The organism is Massilia antarctica (assembly GCF_015689335.1).
In the GTDB taxonomy this organism is placed as follows: domain Bacteria; phylum Pseudomonadota; class Gammaproteobacteria; order Burkholderiales; family Burkholderiaceae_D; genus Telluria_A; species Telluria_A antarctica.
In genome coordinates this window covers 4,998,667-5,015,017 of the sequence record NZ_CP065053.1, presented here as the reverse complement: position 1 = coordinate 5,015,017, position 16,351 = coordinate 4,998,667, and the positions used below count along the sequence as shown (strand labels likewise).

General features: G+C 62.3%; 19 protein-coding genes. 8 read left to right on the top strand and 11 right to left on the bottom strand.

The genetic code is table 11. The features are described from left to right. Window positions 1-2: 2 nt before the first annotated feature. The gene (locus IV454_RS22325; protein WP_146046850.1) at window positions 3-626 is read right to left on the bottom strand and encodes a hypothetical protein; all 624 of its coding nucleotides are present in this window, start codon (window positions 624-626) and stop codon (window positions 3-5) included. After that, window positions 623-2,779 carry a serine/threonine-protein kinase gene (locus tag IV454_RS22320; RefSeq protein ID WP_282961365.1) on the bottom strand — a complete coding sequence of 719 codons (2,157 nt, stop codon included), beginning with the start codon at window positions 2,777-2,779 and terminating at the stop codon, window positions 623-625. Before IV454_RS22320 ends, IV454_RS22325 begins: the two co-directional genes overlap by 4 nt. A 177-nt stretch (window positions 2,780-2,956) precedes the next feature. Between IV454_RS22320 and IV454_RS22315 the strand changes: the two genes are divergently transcribed. Next, on the top strand, window positions 2,957-3,337 hold the full coding sequence (locus tag IV454_RS22315) for a hypothetical protein (RefSeq protein ID WP_206087891.1): 381 nt from the start codon (window positions 2,957-2,959) through the stop codon (window positions 3,335-3,337). Window positions 3,338-3,352: 15 nt separating this feature from the next. Here the strand turns inward: IV454_RS22315 and IV454_RS22310 are convergent, their stop codons facing one another. After that, window positions 3,353-3,751 carry a GFA family protein gene (locus tag IV454_RS22310; protein ID WP_054267844.1) on the bottom strand — a complete coding sequence of 133 codons (399 nt, stop codon included), beginning with the start codon at window positions 3,749-3,751 and terminating at the stop codon, window positions 3,353-3,355. Window positions 3,752-3,880: 129 nt separating this feature from the next. Between IV454_RS22310 and IV454_RS22305 the strand changes: the two genes are divergently transcribed. Both IV454_RS22305 and IV454_RS22300 read left to right on the top strand, forming a co-directional pair. Beyond that, on the top strand, window positions 3,881-4,129 hold the full coding sequence (locus tag IV454_RS22305; RefSeq protein ID WP_206087890.1) for a hypothetical protein: 249 nt from the start codon (window positions 3,881-3,883) through the stop codon (window positions 4,127-4,129). Between the two features lie 118 nt (window positions 4,130-4,247). Then, a complete protein-coding gene (locus IV454_RS22300; RefSeq protein WP_206087889.1) occupies window positions 4,248-6,470 on the top strand; it encodes an ATP-binding protein in 2,223 nt (740 codons plus the stop codon). A gap of 34 nt (window positions 6,471-6,504) precedes the next feature. Here IV454_RS22300 and IV454_RS22295 read toward each other — a convergent pair whose 3' ends face one another. Genes IV454_RS22295 through IV454_RS22285 form a run of 3 tightly spaced genes read right to left on the bottom strand, consistent with a single transcriptional unit; the run spans window position 6,505 to window position 8,437 of the window. After that, window positions 6,505-6,960: an RES family NAD+ phosphorylase gene (locus IV454_RS22295; protein ID WP_054267841.1), complete on the bottom strand. Its 456-nt coding sequence runs from the start codon at window positions 6,958-6,960 to the stop codon at window positions 6,505-6,507. After that, window positions 6,957-7,613: an Xre family toxin-antitoxin system antitoxin gene (locus IV454_RS22290; RefSeq protein ID WP_206087888.1), complete on the bottom strand. Its 657-nt coding sequence runs from the start codon at window positions 7,611-7,613 to the stop codon at window positions 6,957-6,959. The genes IV454_RS22295 and IV454_RS22290 overlap by 4 nt, the downstream gene beginning before the upstream one ends. A 35-nt stretch (window positions 7,614-7,648) precedes the next feature. Beyond that, complete coding sequence (locus IV454_RS22285) at window positions 7,649-8,437, bottom strand: DUF72 domain-containing protein (protein WP_206087887.1); 789 nt, start codon at window positions 8,435-8,437, stop codon at window positions 7,649-7,651. Between the two features lie 98 nt (window positions 8,438-8,535). Between IV454_RS22285 and trxC the strand changes: the two genes are divergently transcribed. The 3 genes from trxC (at window position 8,536) to IV454_RS22270 (ending at window position 10,168) form a co-directional block, all read left to right on the top strand. Continuing rightward, window positions 8,536-8,979: a thioredoxin TrxC gene (gene trxC, locus IV454_RS22280; protein WP_206087886.1), complete on the top strand. Its 444-nt coding sequence runs from the start codon at window positions 8,536-8,538 to the stop codon at window positions 8,977-8,979. Between the two features lie 75 nt (window positions 8,980-9,054). Then, window positions 9,055-9,432, top strand: coding sequence for a DUF4870 family protein (locus tag IV454_RS22275; RefSeq protein ID WP_206087885.1), 378 nt, complete (start codon window positions 9,055-9,057; stop codon window positions 9,430-9,432). A gap of 133 nt (window positions 9,433-9,565) precedes the next feature. Next, window positions 9,566-10,168, top strand: a complete 603-nt coding sequence (locus tag IV454_RS22270; protein ID WP_206087884.1) for a hypothetical protein — start codon at window positions 9,566-9,568, stop codon at window positions 10,166-10,168. 126 nt (window positions 10,169-10,294) lie between these two features. Here the strand turns inward: IV454_RS22270 and IV454_RS22265 are convergent, their stop codons facing one another. Continuing rightward, window positions 10,295-10,819 (bottom strand): hypothetical protein, encoded by a 525-nt coding sequence (locus IV454_RS22265; RefSeq protein ID WP_206087883.1) that lies wholly within the window; start codon window positions 10,817-10,819, stop codon window positions 10,295-10,297. Between the two features lie 184 nt (window positions 10,820-11,003). Between IV454_RS22265 and IV454_RS22260 the strand changes: the two genes are divergently transcribed. Beyond that, entirely contained in the window at window positions 11,004-11,396 is a 393-nt protein-coding gene (locus IV454_RS22260) for a hypothetical protein (RefSeq protein ID WP_206087882.1), read from the top strand. Window positions 11,397-11,492: 96 nt separating this feature from the next. Further along, window positions 11,493-12,335: an IS5 family transposase gene (locus tag IV454_RS33600; protein WP_206087881.1), complete on the top strand. Its 843-nt coding sequence runs from the start codon at window positions 11,493-11,495 to the stop codon at window positions 12,333-12,335. Here the strand turns inward: IV454_RS33600 and IV454_RS22250 are convergent. From IV454_RS22250 to phaR, 4 genes are all read right to left on the bottom strand, one after another. After that, a complete protein-coding gene (locus tag IV454_RS22250; protein WP_206087880.1) occupies window positions 12,315-12,860 on the bottom strand; it encodes a hypothetical protein in 546 nt (181 codons plus the stop codon). The genes IV454_RS33600 and IV454_RS22250 overlap by 21 nt on opposite strands. A 75-nt stretch (window positions 12,861-12,935) precedes the next feature. Next, window positions 12,936-14,096 carry a cystathionine beta-lyase gene (locus IV454_RS22245; RefSeq protein ID WP_206087879.1) on the bottom strand — a complete coding sequence of 387 codons (1,161 nt, stop codon included), beginning with the start codon at window positions 14,094-14,096 and terminating at the stop codon, window positions 12,936-12,938. A gap of 62 nt (window positions 14,097-14,158) precedes the next feature. Next, the gene (gene rimO, locus IV454_RS22240; protein ID WP_206087878.1) at window positions 14,159-15,538 is read right to left on the bottom strand and encodes a 30S ribosomal protein S12 methylthiotransferase RimO; all 1,380 of its coding nucleotides are present in this window, start codon (window positions 15,536-15,538) and stop codon (window positions 14,159-14,161) included. Between the two features lie 257 nt (window positions 15,539-15,795). After that, window positions 15,796-16,350 carry a polyhydroxyalkanoate synthesis repressor PhaR gene (gene phaR, locus IV454_RS22235; protein WP_054267830.1) on the bottom strand — a complete coding sequence of 185 codons (555 nt, stop codon included), beginning with the start codon at window positions 16,348-16,350 and terminating at the stop codon, window positions 15,796-15,798. Window position 16,351 lies beyond the last annotated feature (1 nt).

Sequence of the window (16,351 nt, the reverse complement as noted above, 5' to 3'; positions counted from 1 at the left end):
GATCAGGCCGGCACGCCGCCGTTGACATCGCCTTCGGGCATGCACGCCATGCCGTCGCCGCTGTCATCCATGTCGGGCGGGGTCACGCCGGCGCCGACCACGCCTTCAGGATCGAAGGCGAACACGCGCCTTTCCTGCCTGCCGGAGCAGCGCGTGATTTCGACGGTCAGCACGAACGAGACTTCCCAGCGACCGCTGTCGTCGCCGACGGTGAGGAACTGGTCCCATTTGCGGGAAATCGTGTGGTATTTGCGTCCGCCTTCCTCGCTCGCATGGGCATGGCCCGGGCCGAATTCGTCCGCCGCAACGCTCACGCAGGCGCCGGCCACGCCATCGAAGGGCGACGGCCTGGCATACGCGGCCAACTGGCCGGGCGCGATGCAGACGATTTGCGGGCGCGTGATCAGCGAGCAGTCGAGCACCTTGAATGATTCGAACTGTTCGTAGCCGCCCGCGCGCACCTTGATGTGCACCAATTCGCCCATGGTGAAGTAGATGGCGCCGGCGTAACGGCCGGTGACGGGGTTGCCATCCCCATCCTTGCGGCTGAACTTCCATTCCAGGGTTTCGCCGATCTGGTTAATGTCGAAATTAGCTTCCAGAAGCATGGATGTCGGTTTCTTCATTTGTCACTTTCTGTGGTGGAATCAAAGTAGCGCGGGTCGCGCCGCAGTCCGATCAGGTCGGGCTCGGCGTTGATGAGATGGACGGGATAGCCGCGCTGGCGCGCCGCCGCCAATTCCGCCAAGGCGCGGTCGCGCTCGCCCAGCAGCTCATAGGCCATGACGGCGCGAAAGCGCAGGTTGGCATCATCCGCGCGCATTTCCACGGCGCGCCGGGTATGTTCCAGCGCCGGTGCGCGCTCGCCCAGGCGCGCCTCGTACAGTCCCATGCGCGACTGCAAGGTCGGGTCGCCCGGAGCCTCGGCCACCAGCGGCTTGAGTATGCCGAGCGCTTGGCGGTAAGCCTTGCGCGACTCGTCCTCGCGTCCCGGGATCCAGCGCAGGGTGTCGCCCAGGTTGGCCCAGCGCAGATAATCGGAATGGCTCGCGAACGGGGGCGCGACGGCGCGCTCGAACGCCTCGGCCGCGCCGACGTAATCGGCGCGGTTGAACAGGGCATTGCCCAGGTTGGTGTAGAGGTCGCCCGTGGGACGCACCTGCAAGCCTTGCTGCAACACTTGCAGGCTTTCATCCATGCGGTTCTGGCGCTGCAAGGCGAGGCTGAGGTTGGCGTAGGAATTGACCGTATCCGGCTGCAGCTTGATGCTGCGCCGGAAAGCCTGCTCGGCATTCTGGAATTGCCCCTGCTCGTAAAACATGGTGCCCAGCAAGTCTTGCAGCACATGGTCGGCCGGATAGAGTTTGATCGCTTCGCGCAGGGTGTGCTCGGACTCGGCAAACCGGCGCGCGCGGGTCAGAACGTTACTCTTGGCAATGAGCCCGAACCAGTTGAGCGGGTCGAGCCGCAAGGCATGCTCGGCCAAGGTCAGCGCCTCCGGCAGCCTGCGCTGGCCGGAGCGCACGATGGCCTGGGCCGCGTAGCCCAGCGCCAGCTGGGGGTTGAGCTTGATGGCGAGCTGGGCGCTGGCATCGGCGCGCTTGAGCCAGGCGTCGTCGCGCCGTTCGCTGGTTTGCTTGAAGCAGTAGGCGAACGACAATCCGGCGGCGGCGCCAGCATGGTTCGGATCGTGCGCGAGAATGGCGGAAAAGCTGCGCACTGCCAGGTCCAGGCTTTCGGGACGTTCGAAGGTCTTGAGCGCCGTCAGGCCGGTCTGCATCGCCGTCGCTTCGGAAAAGAAGGGATCGTTGCGCTGGTACCAGTCGCCCAGGCCGCCGCCGCGCAGCACGCCGCCCAGGCCGGCCGCGAGCGCGAGCCCGGCCACGACCATGGCGATGCGCACCTTGTTCCGGCCGAACCAGAGCGCCGCGTCTGCGCCCGCCGGCGTGGCCGGTGCCTCCGCTGCTGGCGATGGATGGCGCAGGCCCAGCGCCGCCTCCTGCACCGCTTGCATCGAGGGGAGCCGGTCCTCGACCTGGCGCGCCGTCATCGCGCGCACCAGCGCGACCACGCCGGCGCTGGTTTCGGCCGGAAACGGCCACAGGCCGGAGGATGACTGAATGTGGGCCGCGGCCAGCGCCAGCCCGCTCAGGTGCGAAAACGGACGGGTGCCGGTGAGCAGCTCGTACATCACCACGCCGAGCGAATACACATCGCTTTGCGCGCTCAGGGTGGAGCCCATCATCAATTCCGGCGCCAGGTAGGCGATGGTGCCCTCGGTCTGGTCGAACACCACCGATTCGGTCGCCTGCGGATCGATCTTGCGCGCCAGGCCGAAGTCCATGATGCGCACCTTGCCGGACGCTTCGAGCATCAGGTTGGCCGGCTTGATGTCGCCGTGGATCAAGCGCGCGGCGTGGGCTTCGCGCATGGCGTCGGCCACCTGGGCCACGATGTCGAGCACCGACTCCTCGGACATCGGGCCGCTCTTGCCTGCTTCGCGCAGGGTACAGCCGTCGACGAATTCCATGACGATCGATTGCTGGGCGCTATCGCCCTCGATCGAGAAAATGCGCACGAAGCACGGATGGCGCAGGGACGCGGCCAGCCGCGCTTCGTCGAGCAGGTTGTCCGGCCGCGACGACAGCAATTGCGGTTTGAGTCGCTTGATGGCGATGGTACGCTGGAGCTTGGAATCCCAGGCCTCGTATACCTGCCCGAAGCCACCCTCACCCAACAGACGCTTCAGCCGATAATGACCCAGTTCTTGCTCATCCACCTGCAAATCGCGCTCCACGTCATTTGGTTATAAAAATATTTCCATAGTGTACATGTAGGAAGGTGTCAACGACAATAAAGTTTCACCTCTCGCCATCGTTGTAACAACGTGTAATTAGGCGCGCCGCTATGCGCCATTTGCCTATAGTGATAGCATGAGCATGAGGAGTTTACCGCCATGAAAAACCTGTTACTGATCGGGGCCCTGGCCGCACTGGGCGGCTGCGCCACCTACCCTGCGTCCCCGCGCTACGCCCAGCCGTCCGACCCATCCCAGTGGCACGTGGTGTCGGTCACCCCGGTCGCGCCGGGCACCGGCGAGCGCGTGGCCGCGGCCTCGCCCACCGGCTCGCGTGTCGAGTATTCGTCGCGCCCGGTGACGGTGGTGGAGCGGGTGTATGTGCCGCAACCGGTGTACGTGCCGGCGCCCGTGTACATCGAGGAGCCCGCCTATTATTATCCGCCGGTCACGCTGAGCCTGGGATTTGGCTTCGGCCATTACTGGGGCCACGGCGGCCGCGGGAGCGCGTATGTGGGGCGCGGCTGGCGCCACCGCTGAGCTGGCGGACGCGCGCTACAGGTAGCCCGTTTCGGCGGGCGGCTTGTCCCATTCGTCGTTGCGTCCATCGACGTAGCGCACCGGTACCCAGGACAGCTCTTCGTCGCTCACGCCGTCCAGGCAGGCGATATTGACCCCGTAAAATTTGCCCAGCCGGGACGACTGGCCGATGCCGAACGGGCGCACCCCGCAGTGGCGGCAAAACAGATGGTGCTCGATGCGGCGCTGGAACTGGTAATCGCTCAACTCCGAGGCGCCGCACAGCAGGCGGAACGATTCCGGCCGCACGATCGCCGCCCACCAGCGGATTTTTTTGCACATCGAACAATTGCAGCGCACTGTTTCCAGGCTCAGGTCGATATCGGCCTCGAAGCGCACCGCGCCGCAGTGGCAACTCCCAAAATACGTTTTCATCGTCGTTTCAGCGCCTCGCAGTGTGGTCCGGTCGGATGGTAGTTTCAGTCAAGCATTTGGAGTGAGTGTACCAGCAAGCCTGCCCGGCTCGCATGGACATTCGCCACGCCAACGGATATGCTGGACCGCATGAACATCCACCAGCAAATCGCCCTGACCCTGAACACCGCCGCCGACCTGGCCAACTGGCGCGCCTGGGCGGCGCTGGCCGCCATGATCGTAACCATCGGCGGCATGCTGGCGATGATGTGGTTCCTCTCTTCCCAGCCCACCTCCGATGCGCGCGGCTGGCTGTGCGGCGGCGCCAGCGCGGCCGGCCTGGTGCTGTGGCGCGCGCTGCTGCCGCTGGCGGTGGCGCACGGGCGGCGCGGGCGTTGAGCCGTTTCATCAAAGGCGGCGGCCGGTGCGGTAAAATCGTGCCCACCGTCCCCCTCACCGGCCATCGTTCATCCATGCCAGCAGCATTTCCCTTGCGCCGCAGCGGCGCCGCCCACTGATGCGCCTGCGTTCCCACTACATCGTCCTGGCCCTCGCCATCGGCATTCCGGTCGCCCTGTTCGGCGCCATTGCGCTGCACATCCTGCAGGATACCCAGCACAGTTCGGCCATCGGACGCATCGAGCAAAGCGCCACGCTCACCGCGCGCGCCATCGACGCCGACATCTACCGCGCCCAGTCGGTGCTCAAGGTGCTGGGCCACTCGCATGCGCTGGCGCGCGGCGACCTGGCGCTGTTCTACGAGCAGGCGCGCGAAGCGAGCGCCGCGCCGGGCGGCTGGATCATCCTGTACGACAGCAGCGGCCAGCAATTGATCAACACGCGCCGTCCATATGGCATCGGCCTGCCGCGCCGCCCCGATCCGGAACAGGTGACGGCGATGCTGGCCTCGGGCCAGGGCCAGGTCACCGGCATCAAGTGGGGCGAAGCGCTGAAAAACTATTTTGTCATGGTCGAACAGCCGATCCAGACCCCGAGCGGGCAGCGCTATGTGATCGGACAAGCGTTTTCGCCGGCGTTTTTTGCCCATTCCTTCGCCGGCGGCGCCCTGCCGCCGGGCTGGCGCGTGGCGATCCTGGACCGCGCCGGCGTCATCATCGCGCGCAGCGAGAATGCCGACAAATTCGTCGGCGTCACGGTCCGTCCCGCCACCCTGGCCGCCATCGACAAGATCCGCAGCGGCGTGTTCACCCATCTTTCGGGCGACGACAACGAGATGGTCGACGCCTTCACCCGCTCCGAACGCTCCGGCTGGTCCATCATCATCGGCGCGCCGGTGGCCGAGATCAACGCGGCGGTCTGGCGCGGCGTGCCGGTGATGAGCGCCGGCCTGGTGATCGCCCTGATCGCGGCGCTGGCCCTGGCCATGCTGGCGGGACGCCACCTGGTGCGCTTCGTGGCGCGCGCCTCGCAGGCGGCTGCCCTGCTCGGGCGCGGCGGCGCGGTCGACTCGCTGCCGCGCTCCGGCATCCATGAACTGGAAAGCCTGAACGAAGCGATCCGCGAGGCGAGCAAGCGCCTGCAGGCCGAAATGCGCTCGCGCAGCGACGCCGAGAACGAGCGCAACGCACTGCTGGTATCGGAAAAGACCGCGCGCGCCCGCGCCGAGGAACAGAACGCCGCCAAGGACGAATTCCTGGCGATGCTCGGCCACGAGCTGCGCAACCCGCTCAGCGCGGTCGCCAGCGCCGTCTCCATCCTCGACAATGGACGCAACATCGACGACGCCATGGCCCAGCGCGCGCGCGACGTGCTGCGGCGCCAGACCGACCACCTGCGCAAACTGGTCGACGATCTGCTCGAAGTGAACCGCGCCCTGATGGGCAAGCTGGAACTGGACAAGGCGCCGATCGACCTGGCCGAGATGGTGCGGCGCTGCGTCGACACGCTCAAGGCGAGCGGGCGCACGGCCGCCTTCACCTTGCGCATCGATACCGTGCCGGCCATCGTCAACGCCGATCCGACCCGCCTGCTGCAAGTGATCGACAACCTGCTCGACAACGCCGTCAAATACAGCCCGGGCGGCGGCGAGATCGTGCTGTCGGTGCGCCAGGTGGGCGACGCGGCGGAACTGAAGGTGCGCGATTCCGGCCTGGGCATCCCGGCCGACCTGCTGCCGCACGTGTTCGACATTTTCGTGCAGGGCAAGCAGAGCCTGCAACGCGCCCATGGCGGACTGGGGATCGGCCTGTCGCTGGTGCGCCGGCTGGTCGAGCTGCATGGCGGTTATGTACGCATCGACAGCGAAGGCAGCGGCAAGGGCAGCACCGCCACCGTCACCCTGCCGCGCCTGGCCGGGCACGCGGCCGTGGCGCCGGATGCGCCATCGATTCCGGCGGCGCGCCTGCGCCGCGTGCTGCTGGTGGAAGACAATACGGACGCGCGCGAGATGATGTCGATGCTGCTGCAACTGCGTTCGTGCGACGTGGTCAGCGCCGCCAGCGGGCCGGAAGCGATCGCCGCGGCGCTGGCCGGGCAGCCGGAGCTGGCCTTCATCGATATCGGCCTGCCCGGCATGGACGGCTATGCGGTGGCGCGCGCGCTCAAGGCCGACGAGCGCACCGCCGCCATCGAACTCATTGCGCTGACCGGCTACGGCAGCGCGAACGACCGCAGCCTGGCGCTCGATGCCGGATTCGCCCGGCACTTCACCAAGCCGATCAGGCTGGAAGACCTGGATCTGGCACTCACGGCGCAGACTCAGGGGAGCACCGTAGAATGATTTTTTTGGCGTCCACGCACTGGCATGGCGCGGGTTATTTGTACATGCGCTTGTCGAAAACGAAAGAACGAATGACAGTGAGCGCGACCCGGGCATAGTCGTGATGATGGGGATTGAGGATCAGGTTATTCTCTTCCGGGACAATCGCTGATGGCACTTTCAGGGCGAGCTGACCTGCGTGCGCGAGCCACGCCCCACCGAAGGACTGGGCGACAGACGAGGTAGGCATATCATCCCACCCGGGCGGCAAGGCGCTGATGCCTGGCTCGGCAATAGTGCAATCGTCCGGAACATCAACCGCAACGAGAACTTGTGGAGGCAGCATCCCGCTATCGATATGTACGAACTTCTCCAGGGCGCAAAGCGCGATTGACGTGCCGCAATAGAGTGCCGGGATTCCGATCGGATTCCATCTGCCGCCAAACTGGGATGCTCCCACGCATAGTTTATCCATGGCATATTTCTTTTGTGCGATCCGCCAAAACCTCATGCGGCGCCGCCTGTCGCAATGGCGTTCAACACTTGGCGCACTGACATTGCGCCAGGTTCCGTGTCAAGATAGTCCAGAGGCGCCAGATTCAAAAAAGTGCGATTCGGCGTCGTCAGCCACAGTTTGGCTGCAGCTTCATCCTCGAACACATCCTCGGCCATGTTCGTCAGATCAGCGAGTCGCCAGATGCGCTCGGAAACACTGGCGTCCAAATTCGCGCCGCGTTTGACAAGCGTAGCCACTGCGGTTTCCGGAAGACGCACGATCGCGCCGATCCGGTTGGCCGGAACGTCGAAATACGCGCTTGCGTCCTTAAGCATACTGGCGGGAAAACCGTTGCGAATCGCATGGATCGCCTTACTCAGATCCGACGACAGCGTACCGACAAGGTCCGCAAACGCGTTCTCGCCGATGTCGGGTGACGCTGTTCGTTCAAGGCGCGTGCGTACCGCCTCCGCGCGATGCATCGCCTTGGTCAGCATTCCAGGGTCAGCCCTAGCCGGGTTTGATGCACGTAAATTTTCGGCAGTCGCGCGATCGCGGCCAGGCCCGGGTCTCGGGGACTTACCGGTGACAAACGTTCCCGCTGAAGACGCGGTGTCCGGCGTTTCCGCGCCCTTCTTTCCAAGTACGCCAAGTCGTTTGGTCGCCATCGCACACCTCCACAGAGTGGTTCATATTACGCCGTTCAGGGCGTCGGTGCGGCAGTGAGGTCCTCGCCATGCGGCGCCATGCCGAGCGCCGCGCGCAGGTCGAGCGCGTTGGGCAGGGCCGCGCCGGAGGCCGTATTGTCGAAGATGCACCAGACATCGCGCCCGTGCGCCGCGTGGGTCGCCATGTCGCACGCCAACTGGGCCAGATAGTCGGCCGCATACGGCGAGTAATAGATGCGCGGCGCGCCATGCAGGCGCACGTAAATGCTTTCGGTGGTCGGCACGTGCGCGCCCTCCTGGCCCTTGGCCGGGTCGGCGATCACGCGCGTGACCGTTTCACGCCGCAACAGCGTGCTGGCGTCCTCGCCGAACCAGCTCGGATGACGCGCTTCGCAGGCGATCATGCAGCCGAAAGTATCTTTCAGGCGCGCGAAAAAATCGCCCGCGACGGCTGGATCGAAATCGCGCTTGGGCGGCAGTTGCACCAGCAGGCAACCGAGCTTGTCGCCGAGGGCACCGGCTTCGTCCGCGAACTGGCGCAGCGCCGCATCGATGCCCACCAGGCCCGCATCGTGCGTGATGGTGCGCGGCAGCTTGACCGCGAAACGGAAGGCCGGCGGCACGCTTTGCGCCCAGCGCGCGTAAGTCTTGGCCTGGTGCGGACGGTAAAACGAGGAATTGATTTCGACCGTGCCGAGCACGCGCGCATAGCGTTCCAGGTGGCTGCCTTCGGTCTCGAACGCGCCTGCCGCCTCGCGCGAAATGGTCCAGCCGGCGCAGCCGATGCGCAGCGCGCCCTTGTGTTGATGTGTAGGATTTGTCATGGCGAGAAAGTGTAGCAGCCAGTCGCGCGCGAGCCGAACACGGTTGGCGGCGCGCGGTCTACAATGGCGTTTTACCAATCAGTACGCAGGAGGATTTCATGACCGACCCCGTCCACATCGTCTGCCCGCATTGCGAAGCGGTCAACCGGCTGGCGCACGAGCGCCTGAACGACACGCCCGTGTGCGGCAAATGCGCGCGCGAGCTATTCGCCGGCATGCCGATCGACGTCAACACGGAACGCTTTAACAAGCATATCGAGCGCAACGATATCCCCGTGCTGGTCGATTTCTGGGCCGAGTGGTGCGGGCCATGCAAGATGATGGCGCCGGCCTACCAGCAGGCGGCCAAGCGGCTCGAGCCCCGTATCCGGCTGCTCAAGGTCGATACCGAGCGTCTGCAGGATCTCGCGGCGCGCTACAACATCCGCAGCATTCCGACCCTGGCACTGTTTCGCAACGGCCGGGAAGTCGCGCGCCAGCCGGGCGCAATGGATGTGAACGGAATTGTTTCCTGGGTGGATGCTCTGATGCGTCATGCATGATATGCACACGAAACGGCAAGAGTTCCGGCGGAGGGACTGCTACAATCGGCTCACATTGCTAAAGGAGCATGAATCATGACGCAAGAGCTGACACTCGATTCCAATCTGGAAGATCAAAAGAACATGGTGCGCATCCTGTACATCGTGCATGCGCTGGCCCTGGTTTTCTCGCTGGGCCTGCTGTCGGTCGTGCCTTTGATCGTGAACTATATCAAGCGGCCCGAAACGGAGGGGACGTACTTGTACAGCCATCACAGCTGGATGATCCGCTCGTTCTGGTGGTTTTTCGTATGGGCCATGGTCGCCGCGTTTTTCTGGATCGCGCTGTTTTGGCTGCTCGGCCTTGGCATCTTCATCGCGTGGGTCGTGGGCGGGCTGGCGTGGATCTGGAAGGCGTACCGCTTGCTGAGGGGGTTTTTCGATCTGGAGAACAATAAGGCGATGCCGGGTTAAGCGTGCCTGACAAAACCGGTCACTTATCCTGAGAGCAACAACGGCGTGCACTGAGCACTGCGACCCGCCGCTTTCGGCCAGAAGCCGCCTGTCGCTGACCACTCTCCCATCAAAAACGGATACGGTAAAAAAATTGGATGCTGACCAAGTTCGTGCAAACGCAGAGAAGTTGCGCATTGCGCAGGCAAAAATTGGCGAAACGCTCAAGTTCCGCTCGGAATCACCGGCTGGGCGGGCGGCGTGGGAAGCGGCATGTACGCATTTTCACGCGTACTTTGATGAATCGTTTTTTCCCGGTGGGGATGCGGCGTGGTCAGGGTTCTTAGCTGGCGAAAAAGATAGCATTGAACTGGCACTAATTTTCCTCGAAGTCGATCAGGTCACCTTTCGGTCCGGTTATCACAAGGAAATTGTTTGGGATAGGCTGAAGAGGCTTCGTCTCACATCGGAACAGCAGGGACGCCTTGAAGAAATTGCGCTCTTGTACCTACACAGGCGTGTGCGCCGCGAGTTCTGGAGAATGGTCAATTTTATGCGTCAACGAGGATCAGCCTCTTTTTGGCAAAGTGTCGAGATCATTGCGGGAAGCGGGCAGGAAGGCAGCGGCCAGAAAGCTCGATGGATGCTGCTCGCCCGGAGAAACGTATCCGTTCGTCGGTTAATTGGAGCGGAACTTTTTCGGGCTAGGTATGAGCCAAACTATCTCCCTCAACTGGACTTTCTTTCAAGTGGATAGCACTGAGTCGATGCTCCCGGAGGTCGGCACCGGGGCGTCTGCCGGCGTCACTGATACCGCACCGCTACCGTCGAGTACAATCGGCAGTGATCGGCCAATAGAGGACGGTCGTGGGCCAGCGCCCGCTTACGCATCTTCGACAGGAAAACCGTAGTGCGGCAACCTGTCATCCGGCAACCAAGGCCAGTCCGAGCGCCTTGCAATGGCTTGTCGAGCGGCAATGAATTCCTGTTCGGTCAGGAACATCCCGAAAAGATCGTTGCCGCCATTGATTGCGTAAAAATGGTAAGTAGAAGCCTCAAGACTTGCATTCACGATCTGGAAAAAGGCAACCGTGGCACGCTCCCAGCCATCGTTGTTCTGCTTACCGCTCTCCAGCACTTCCCAGATTACAAATTGCCTGCCACCGGCTTCAACGGTGTACCCAAGACCATCGTTGCTTTGGACCTCAGTGACTTCAAGTGGTGCCGCAGAATACTCCTTGAGCCGGGGCAACAACTCGCTATAAGAGGTCAGGATACCCTGCTCCGCCAAACTCTCCGCGTCCAAAGCTACTAGCTGCTCGTAGTCCAGTGGGTTTACTGATACTGGCGGGGATGCTGGCTGGCTAAGGCCCAACAGGCTTTTCAGGAGCTCGACAAGTCGTTTCATACTTTGATTATAACGGGGTGGTTTGCTATCTGGGCATCGTCCGGCCAAGTAAAAGCCGCCCGAGCAATAGGACTGCTTTGGGGCGCTAGCGGCAAAACCGGCCGACGCCAGTTCGCGGTTGAGTACAATCAGTGGGAGTCGGCCAATAGTCACCATTTGATTGCAATTTAAGGATTACGAAGAAATGCATAAGATCTTGCAAGCGCTTGCCCTCACCCTGGTATTCATTTGCACCACTGTTGCATCGAGCGAACTTCACGATGTTTCGATGATCCAGCTCATCGCGAACCCTCAGCAATTTGACGGTAAGTCGATTCGGCTTATAGCCTATTTGAACTTGGAATTCGAAGGCAACGCTCTCTACCTGCATCGCGAGGACTTTGACAAAGCCTTGTCGTCAAATGCGGTTTGGATATCGCTTGACGATAATCAGGTTCGCACGTCCAAAAAACTAAGCGGGGGCTACGTCCTGGTCGAAGGTATTTTCAGCGCGAAGGAGCGGGGTCACTTTGGCATGTTCTCCGGCTCAGTTCAACAAGTTACCCGCATTCAAAGTTGGGAACGTCGTCGAAAATGACGGCAGATCGAGCGTCTGCCATGGGGTGGAAACTGTCGTACGTGCCCGCGGTCCGCGCGCTAAGATGACGGCCGTATTCGCAGACAGACCGATGCCATGGCTCAAGCCCTTCTTCCCGAAGACCTTTGGCCGCTTATGGAAGCTCATCTTCCAACTCACAGTAGATCCCCGAAAGGTGGGCGACCGCGCATCAACGATCATGCAACCCTGACGGGAATCCTGTTTGTCCTCAGAACCGGACTACCTCGGGAGTACCTGCCGCGTGAGCTCGGGTGCGGGATCGGCATGACGTGCTGGCGTCGCCTTCACAAATGGATGCGAGCAGGTGTTTGGCAGAGCGTCCACGAGGCGGTGCTGCGGCGACTCCAAGAGTATGACCAAATCATGTCGGATCGAGCCTGCATTGACGCAGCCAGCGTACCGGCACCGGCTGGTGGCGAGCATACTGGCCGAAACCCGACTGATCGCGGCAAGCTCGGCTGCAAACACCATGTGCTGGTAGATCAGCGTGGACTGCCGCTGGCAGCCCAAATCACAGGCGCGCAGGTCCATGATTCGCGCATGCTCATCCCTCTCCCAGAATCGATTCCGGCTGTTAAAGGGCTATCCGGCCGCGCGCGCAAACGTCCAGGTAAGCTACATGCCGACCGAGCCTGCGCTTCCAGAGCACATTGGGCCTGGCTGCGCCGGCGAGGAATCTCAGCACGGATCGCAGGCTACGGCGTCGAGTCACGCGAAAGGCTGGGCCGATGGCGTTGGCACACGCGGCCCATGACCGTTTCTTGTTGGTGCTTTCGTTCCAAGGCGGTTTTCCGGACGCTGGATGGGATAGGGGCTGCATACGCTCAGAATACGAACAGGATACTCTTGGGGTTTCAAGGCCGCGCCGCACAGCGGCCATCTTCTCGAATCGGTGTATCAGTTCGCAACCGCTGTTGACGGTTTTCGTACTTGAATGTCGGGATAGACCCCGTCAGCGGGGCCGTTGAAGATCGGTTGTTCGACCTGCTTGGTCCGCACGTCATAGACAATTCCCCAGAAATTGCGGCCACCGTCACACACAATCACGGGCCTTTCAAAAGGCGCCCAGTCGGCCGTCCAGCGCTGTTCGCCGACCTCATAACTGGGGAAAAAATTCCCATAGATGTACCGTGCACCATGGCGCGTGAAGCCAATATACTGACCGTTGAAGCGCGTGCCAGGATACGGCAATCTCAGGCCGGCCTGCTCCCGTTGGGACATCACCCTGATCATCTGCATTTCCAGATCAAGGATTTGTTCAGCGGTTGGTATCCAATAGTCACCGGATGCCTCGGGGACCTCACGGGAACACTGGTGAAATGTGTCAGCGGCATACAGCCAACTAATGGTCGTGGTGCCACTTGGGAGGAACAGATAGGGTCCGAGCAGCCAGATACTCAAGCCACACAAGATAAGCACAAACAAGCCAATGAAACGTCGCATATGCTTCCAGTTCAAGAGGGAGCCGCCTCTGGCATTGACAGAGCCAACGGGGGTAGCGACGGGAAGGTCAAGGGCTTACAGCCGCGCCAGCCCCTGCGCCAGGTCGGCAATCAGATCATCGGCATCTTCCAGCCCGATATTGAAGCGCACCAGCACCCCGGCATCCTTCCAGTCCTTGCGCATCGCCTGCATCCGGTACGGCATCACCAGGCTGTTCGCGCCGCCCCAGCTGTATCCGATGCCGAACAAAGCCAGGCTGTCGACGAAACGGTCGGTCTGCTCCTCGCTGTAGCGCGCATCGAACACCACCGAGAACAGGCCGCCCGCGCCGGTAAAGTCGCGCTTCCAGAGCTCATGCCCCGGACAATCGGCCAGGGCCGGATGCAGCACCCGCGCAATCTCCGGGCGCGATTTGAGCCAGTGCGCCACTTTGCGGGCCGCCGCGTCGTGCGCCTCGAAGCGCAGCTTCATGCTCGATAGCCCGCGCAGCACCAGGTAAGCATCATCGGCGCTCACGCCCAGCCCCAGGCGCATGTGCGCCATTGCGATGCGGTCGTTGAGCGCACGCTCGCGCGTGATCACGGCGCCCATCAGCACATCCGAGCCGCCCGACTGGTATTTGGTCAGCGCCTGCATGATGATGTCGACGCCATGCTCGAAGCCGCGCAGCGCCAGCCCGGCGGACCAGGTGTTATCCAGCGCCACCAGCGCGCCCGCGGCATGCGCCGCCTTGCAAATCGCCGGCAGATCCGGCACTTCCATCGAGACCGATCCGGGCGCCTCGGTCCAGACCAGTTTCGTATTCGGCTGCATCAACTGTGCAATGCCGGCCCCGATCATCGGATCGTAATAGCGCGCGGTAATGCCGAAATCGGCGCTGAGCCAGCGGCCCAGTTCGCGGTTCGGGTTGTACACGTTATCGGGCAACAGCACGTCGTCACCGCTTTTGAGCAGCGCAAAATCGACCATGGCGATGGCCGCCAGCCCGCTCGGCGCCAGCAGGCAGAACTGGCCGTCTTCGATGGCGGCCAGGCGCGCTTCCAGGGTGAAGGTGGTCGGCGTGCCGTGCAGGCCGTAGGTGTAGGCGCTCTTGTCTTTCCAGTCGCCCGAACGCATGGCCGCGACATCCTTGAACAGGACCGTCGAGGCGTGATGGATCGGGGTGGGAAACGCCGCGAAGCCGGCGGGCGGCTCGTAGGCGTGATGAATCAGTTGGGTCTGGGGGGAAATTTTCATCGGCTGGCGCTCTTTCCGGTGGCCAGCGCGGCCACCGGTGCGGCCGTGCCAGCCGTGATGAACTAGACCACCGAGGCCCAGAGATCGTGGGCGTCGGCGGCGGTGATGGTAACCTCGGCGAATTCGCCGACGGTCAGCTTTTTGCCCGGCACCAGCGAGCGCTTGATGTGCACCACGCCGTCGATTTCGGGCGCATCGGCCCACGAGCGGCCGATGGCTTCCTTGCCGCCGACTTCGTCGACCAGCACGCGCATGGTCTTGCCGACCTTGGCCTGCAGGCGCTTGGCCGAGATTTCTTCCTGCAGCAGCATGACGCGGCCACGGCGTTCTTCGCGCACTTCTTCCGGCACCGGATTGTCCAGCAAGTTGGCGGTAGCGCCTTCCACCGGCGAATACGCGAAGCAACCGAGGCGGTCGATCTGGGCTTCCTTGAGGAAGTCCAGCAGGTATTCGAATTCGGCCTCGGTTTCGCCCGGGAAGCCAGCGATGAAGGTCGAGCGGATCGTCAGGTCCGGATTCATGGCGCGCCAGGTCTGGATGCGGTCGAGGTTTTTCTCGCCGCTGGCCGGACGCTTCATGCGCTTGAGTACGTCCGGATGGGCGTGCTGCATCGGAATGTCGAGGTAAGGCAGGACCGAGCCGCCGCTCATCATCGGGATGATCTGGTCGACATGCGGATACGGATACACATAGTGCAGGCGCACCCAGGCGCCGAACTGCGCGGCCAGCTGGCCCAGCGCTTCGACCAGTTGCGTCATGTGGGTCTTGACCGGACGGCCGTTCCAGAAACCGGAGCGGAACTTGACGTCGACGCCGTAGGCGCTGGTGTCCTGCGAGATGACCAGCAATTCCTTGACGCCGGCCTTGAACAGGTTTTCGGCTTCCAGCATCAGGTCGGCGATCGGGCGCGAAACGAGGTCGCCGCGCATCGATGGAATGATGCAAAAACTGCAACGGTGATTGCAGCCTTCGGAAATCTTGAGGTAAGCGTAATGCTTCGGGGTCAACTTGATGCCTTGCGCCGGCACCAGGTCGAAGAAGGGTTCATGCGGCTTGGGCAGGTGCAGGTGGACCGAGTCCATGACTTCGCCGAGAGCGTGAGGGCCGGTGACGGCCAGCACTTTCGGGTGCACTTTCATGATGATGTCGTCGCCGGCAGCATCTTTTTTGGCGCCGAGGCAGCCGGTGACGATAACGCGGCCGTTTTCGGCCAGCGCTTCGCCGATGGCGTCGAGCGATTCCTGGACGGCGGCATCGATGAAGCCGCAGGTGTTGACGATGACCAGGTCCGCGCCTTCGTACGACTTGGCGGTTTCGTAACCTTCGGCGCGCAGCTGGGTCAGGATCTGTTCGGAGTCGACCAGCGCCTTAGGGCAACCGAGCGAGACAAAGCCGACTTTTGGAGCGGCACCAGGAAGGGGAATACGACGAAGTTCGGACATGTTGGAGGCACAATAAGGCAGGGTAATCTGCGATTATACCTGTTTGGGGCGGGGAGTTGGTGGTTTAGGCGTTGCCGCTGCGCACGAGCTCCGTCGTTCCCGCGAAGGCGGGAACCCAAGTTCGTACTGTAGACGCCGGCGGCTCGATGAACTTGGGTCCCCGCCGAGTGCCGCCTTGGCGCGGGGACGACGAGGTCGGTGGTGGGAACGACGCTCTGGTAACGCGAACGGCTACAGGAAAAGTAGCGAGCTAGAGATTACTTCTTCTCCACCGGCGGAAACGGAAACGCCGCCCCAAAAATGCTCTTGCTCTGGTTTTGCATCTGTTCCTGCATCTGCACGAACAGGTTTTTGCTCTGGTCGATGTAGTTATTCATCATCCCTTGCATCATCGGTCCCTGCACATTCATGAACTGGGTCCACATTTCAGGACTGAACGGCTTCCCCTCGAACGCCCCGGTCTGGCCGGTGGTGAACTTGTTCTGGATATCCGTGAAAGCCTGGACATTTTTCTCCAGGTAAGAGCCCATCATCCCCTGCATGGCATGGCCGTAATAGCGGATGATTTGCGACAGCACGCCGCTGGAAAACATCGGCGCGCCGTTCGCTTCCTCTTCCAGGATGATCTGGAGCAGGATGCTGCGGGTCAGGTCTTCGCTCGTCTTGGCGTCGATCACGGTGAATTCATCCGCGTCGAGCACCAGCTGCTTGACGTCCGTCAGGGTGATATACGAACTGGTCTGGGTATCGTACAGACGACGATTCGGGTACTTCTTGATCAGGCGTTCCGTACTCTTTTTTGCACTACTCATC

Bases quoted from the DNA above. Each gene is read 5' to 3' on its own strand.
- IV454_RS22325 (WP_146046850.1), bottom strand. From the start codon at position 626: ATGAAGAAACCGACATCCATGCTTCTGGAAGCTAATTTCGACATTAAC.
- IV454_RS22315 (WP_206087891.1), top strand. From the start codon at position 2,957: ATGAAAAACCTGTTACTGATCGGGGCCCTGGCCGCACTGGGCGGCTGC.
- IV454_RS22310 (WP_054267844.1), bottom strand. From the start codon at position 3,751: ATGAAAACGTATTTTGGGAGTTGCCACTGCGGCGCGGTGCGCTTCGAG.
- IV454_RS22305 (WP_206087890.1), top strand. From the start codon at position 3,881: ATGAACATCCACCAGCAAATCGCCCTGACCCTGAACACCGCCGCCGAC.
- IV454_RS22300 (WP_206087889.1), top strand. From the start codon at position 4,248: ATGCGCCTGCGTTCCCACTACATCGTCCTGGCCCTCGCCATCGGCATT.
- IV454_RS22295 (WP_054267841.1), bottom strand. From the start codon at position 6,960: ATGAGGTTTTGGCGGATCGCACAAAAGAAATATGCCATGGATAAACTA.
- IV454_RS22290 (WP_206087888.1), bottom strand. From the start codon at position 7,613: ATGGCGACCAAACGACTTGGCGTACTTGGAAAGAAGGGCGCGGAAACG.
- IV454_RS22285 (WP_206087887.1), bottom strand. From the start codon at position 8,437: ATGACAAATCCTACACATCAACACAAGGGCGCGCTGCGCATCGGCTGC.
- trxC (WP_206087886.1), top strand. From the start codon at position 8,536: ATGACCGACCCCGTCCACATCGTCTGCCCGCATTGCGAAGCGGTCAAC.
- IV454_RS22275 (WP_206087885.1), top strand. From the start codon at position 9,055: ATGACGCAAGAGCTGACACTCGATTCCAATCTGGAAGATCAAAAGAAC.
- IV454_RS22265 (WP_206087883.1), bottom strand. From the start codon at position 10,819: ATGAAACGACTTGTCGAGCTCCTGAAAAGCCTGTTGGGCCTTAGCCAG.
- IV454_RS22260 (WP_206087882.1), top strand. From the start codon at position 11,004: ATGCATAAGATCTTGCAAGCGCTTGCCCTCACCCTGGTATTCATTTGC.
- IV454_RS33600 (WP_206087881.1), top strand. From the start codon at position 11,493: ATGGCTCAAGCCCTTCTTCCCGAAGACCTTTGGCCGCTTATGGAAGCT.
- IV454_RS22250 (WP_206087880.1), bottom strand. From the start codon at position 12,860: ATGCGACGTTTCATTGGCTTGTTTGTGCTTATCTTGTGTGGCTTGAGT.
- IV454_RS22245 (WP_206087879.1), bottom strand. From the start codon at position 14,096: ATGAAAATTTCCCCCCAGACCCAACTGATTCATCACGCCTACGAGCCG.
- rimO (WP_206087878.1), bottom strand. From the start codon at position 15,538: ATGTCCGAACTTCGTCGTATTCCCCTTCCTGGTGCCGCTCCAAAAGTC.
- phaR (WP_054267830.1), bottom strand. From the start codon at position 16,350: ATGAGTAGTGCAAAAAAGAGTACGGAACGCCTGATCAAGAAGTACCCG.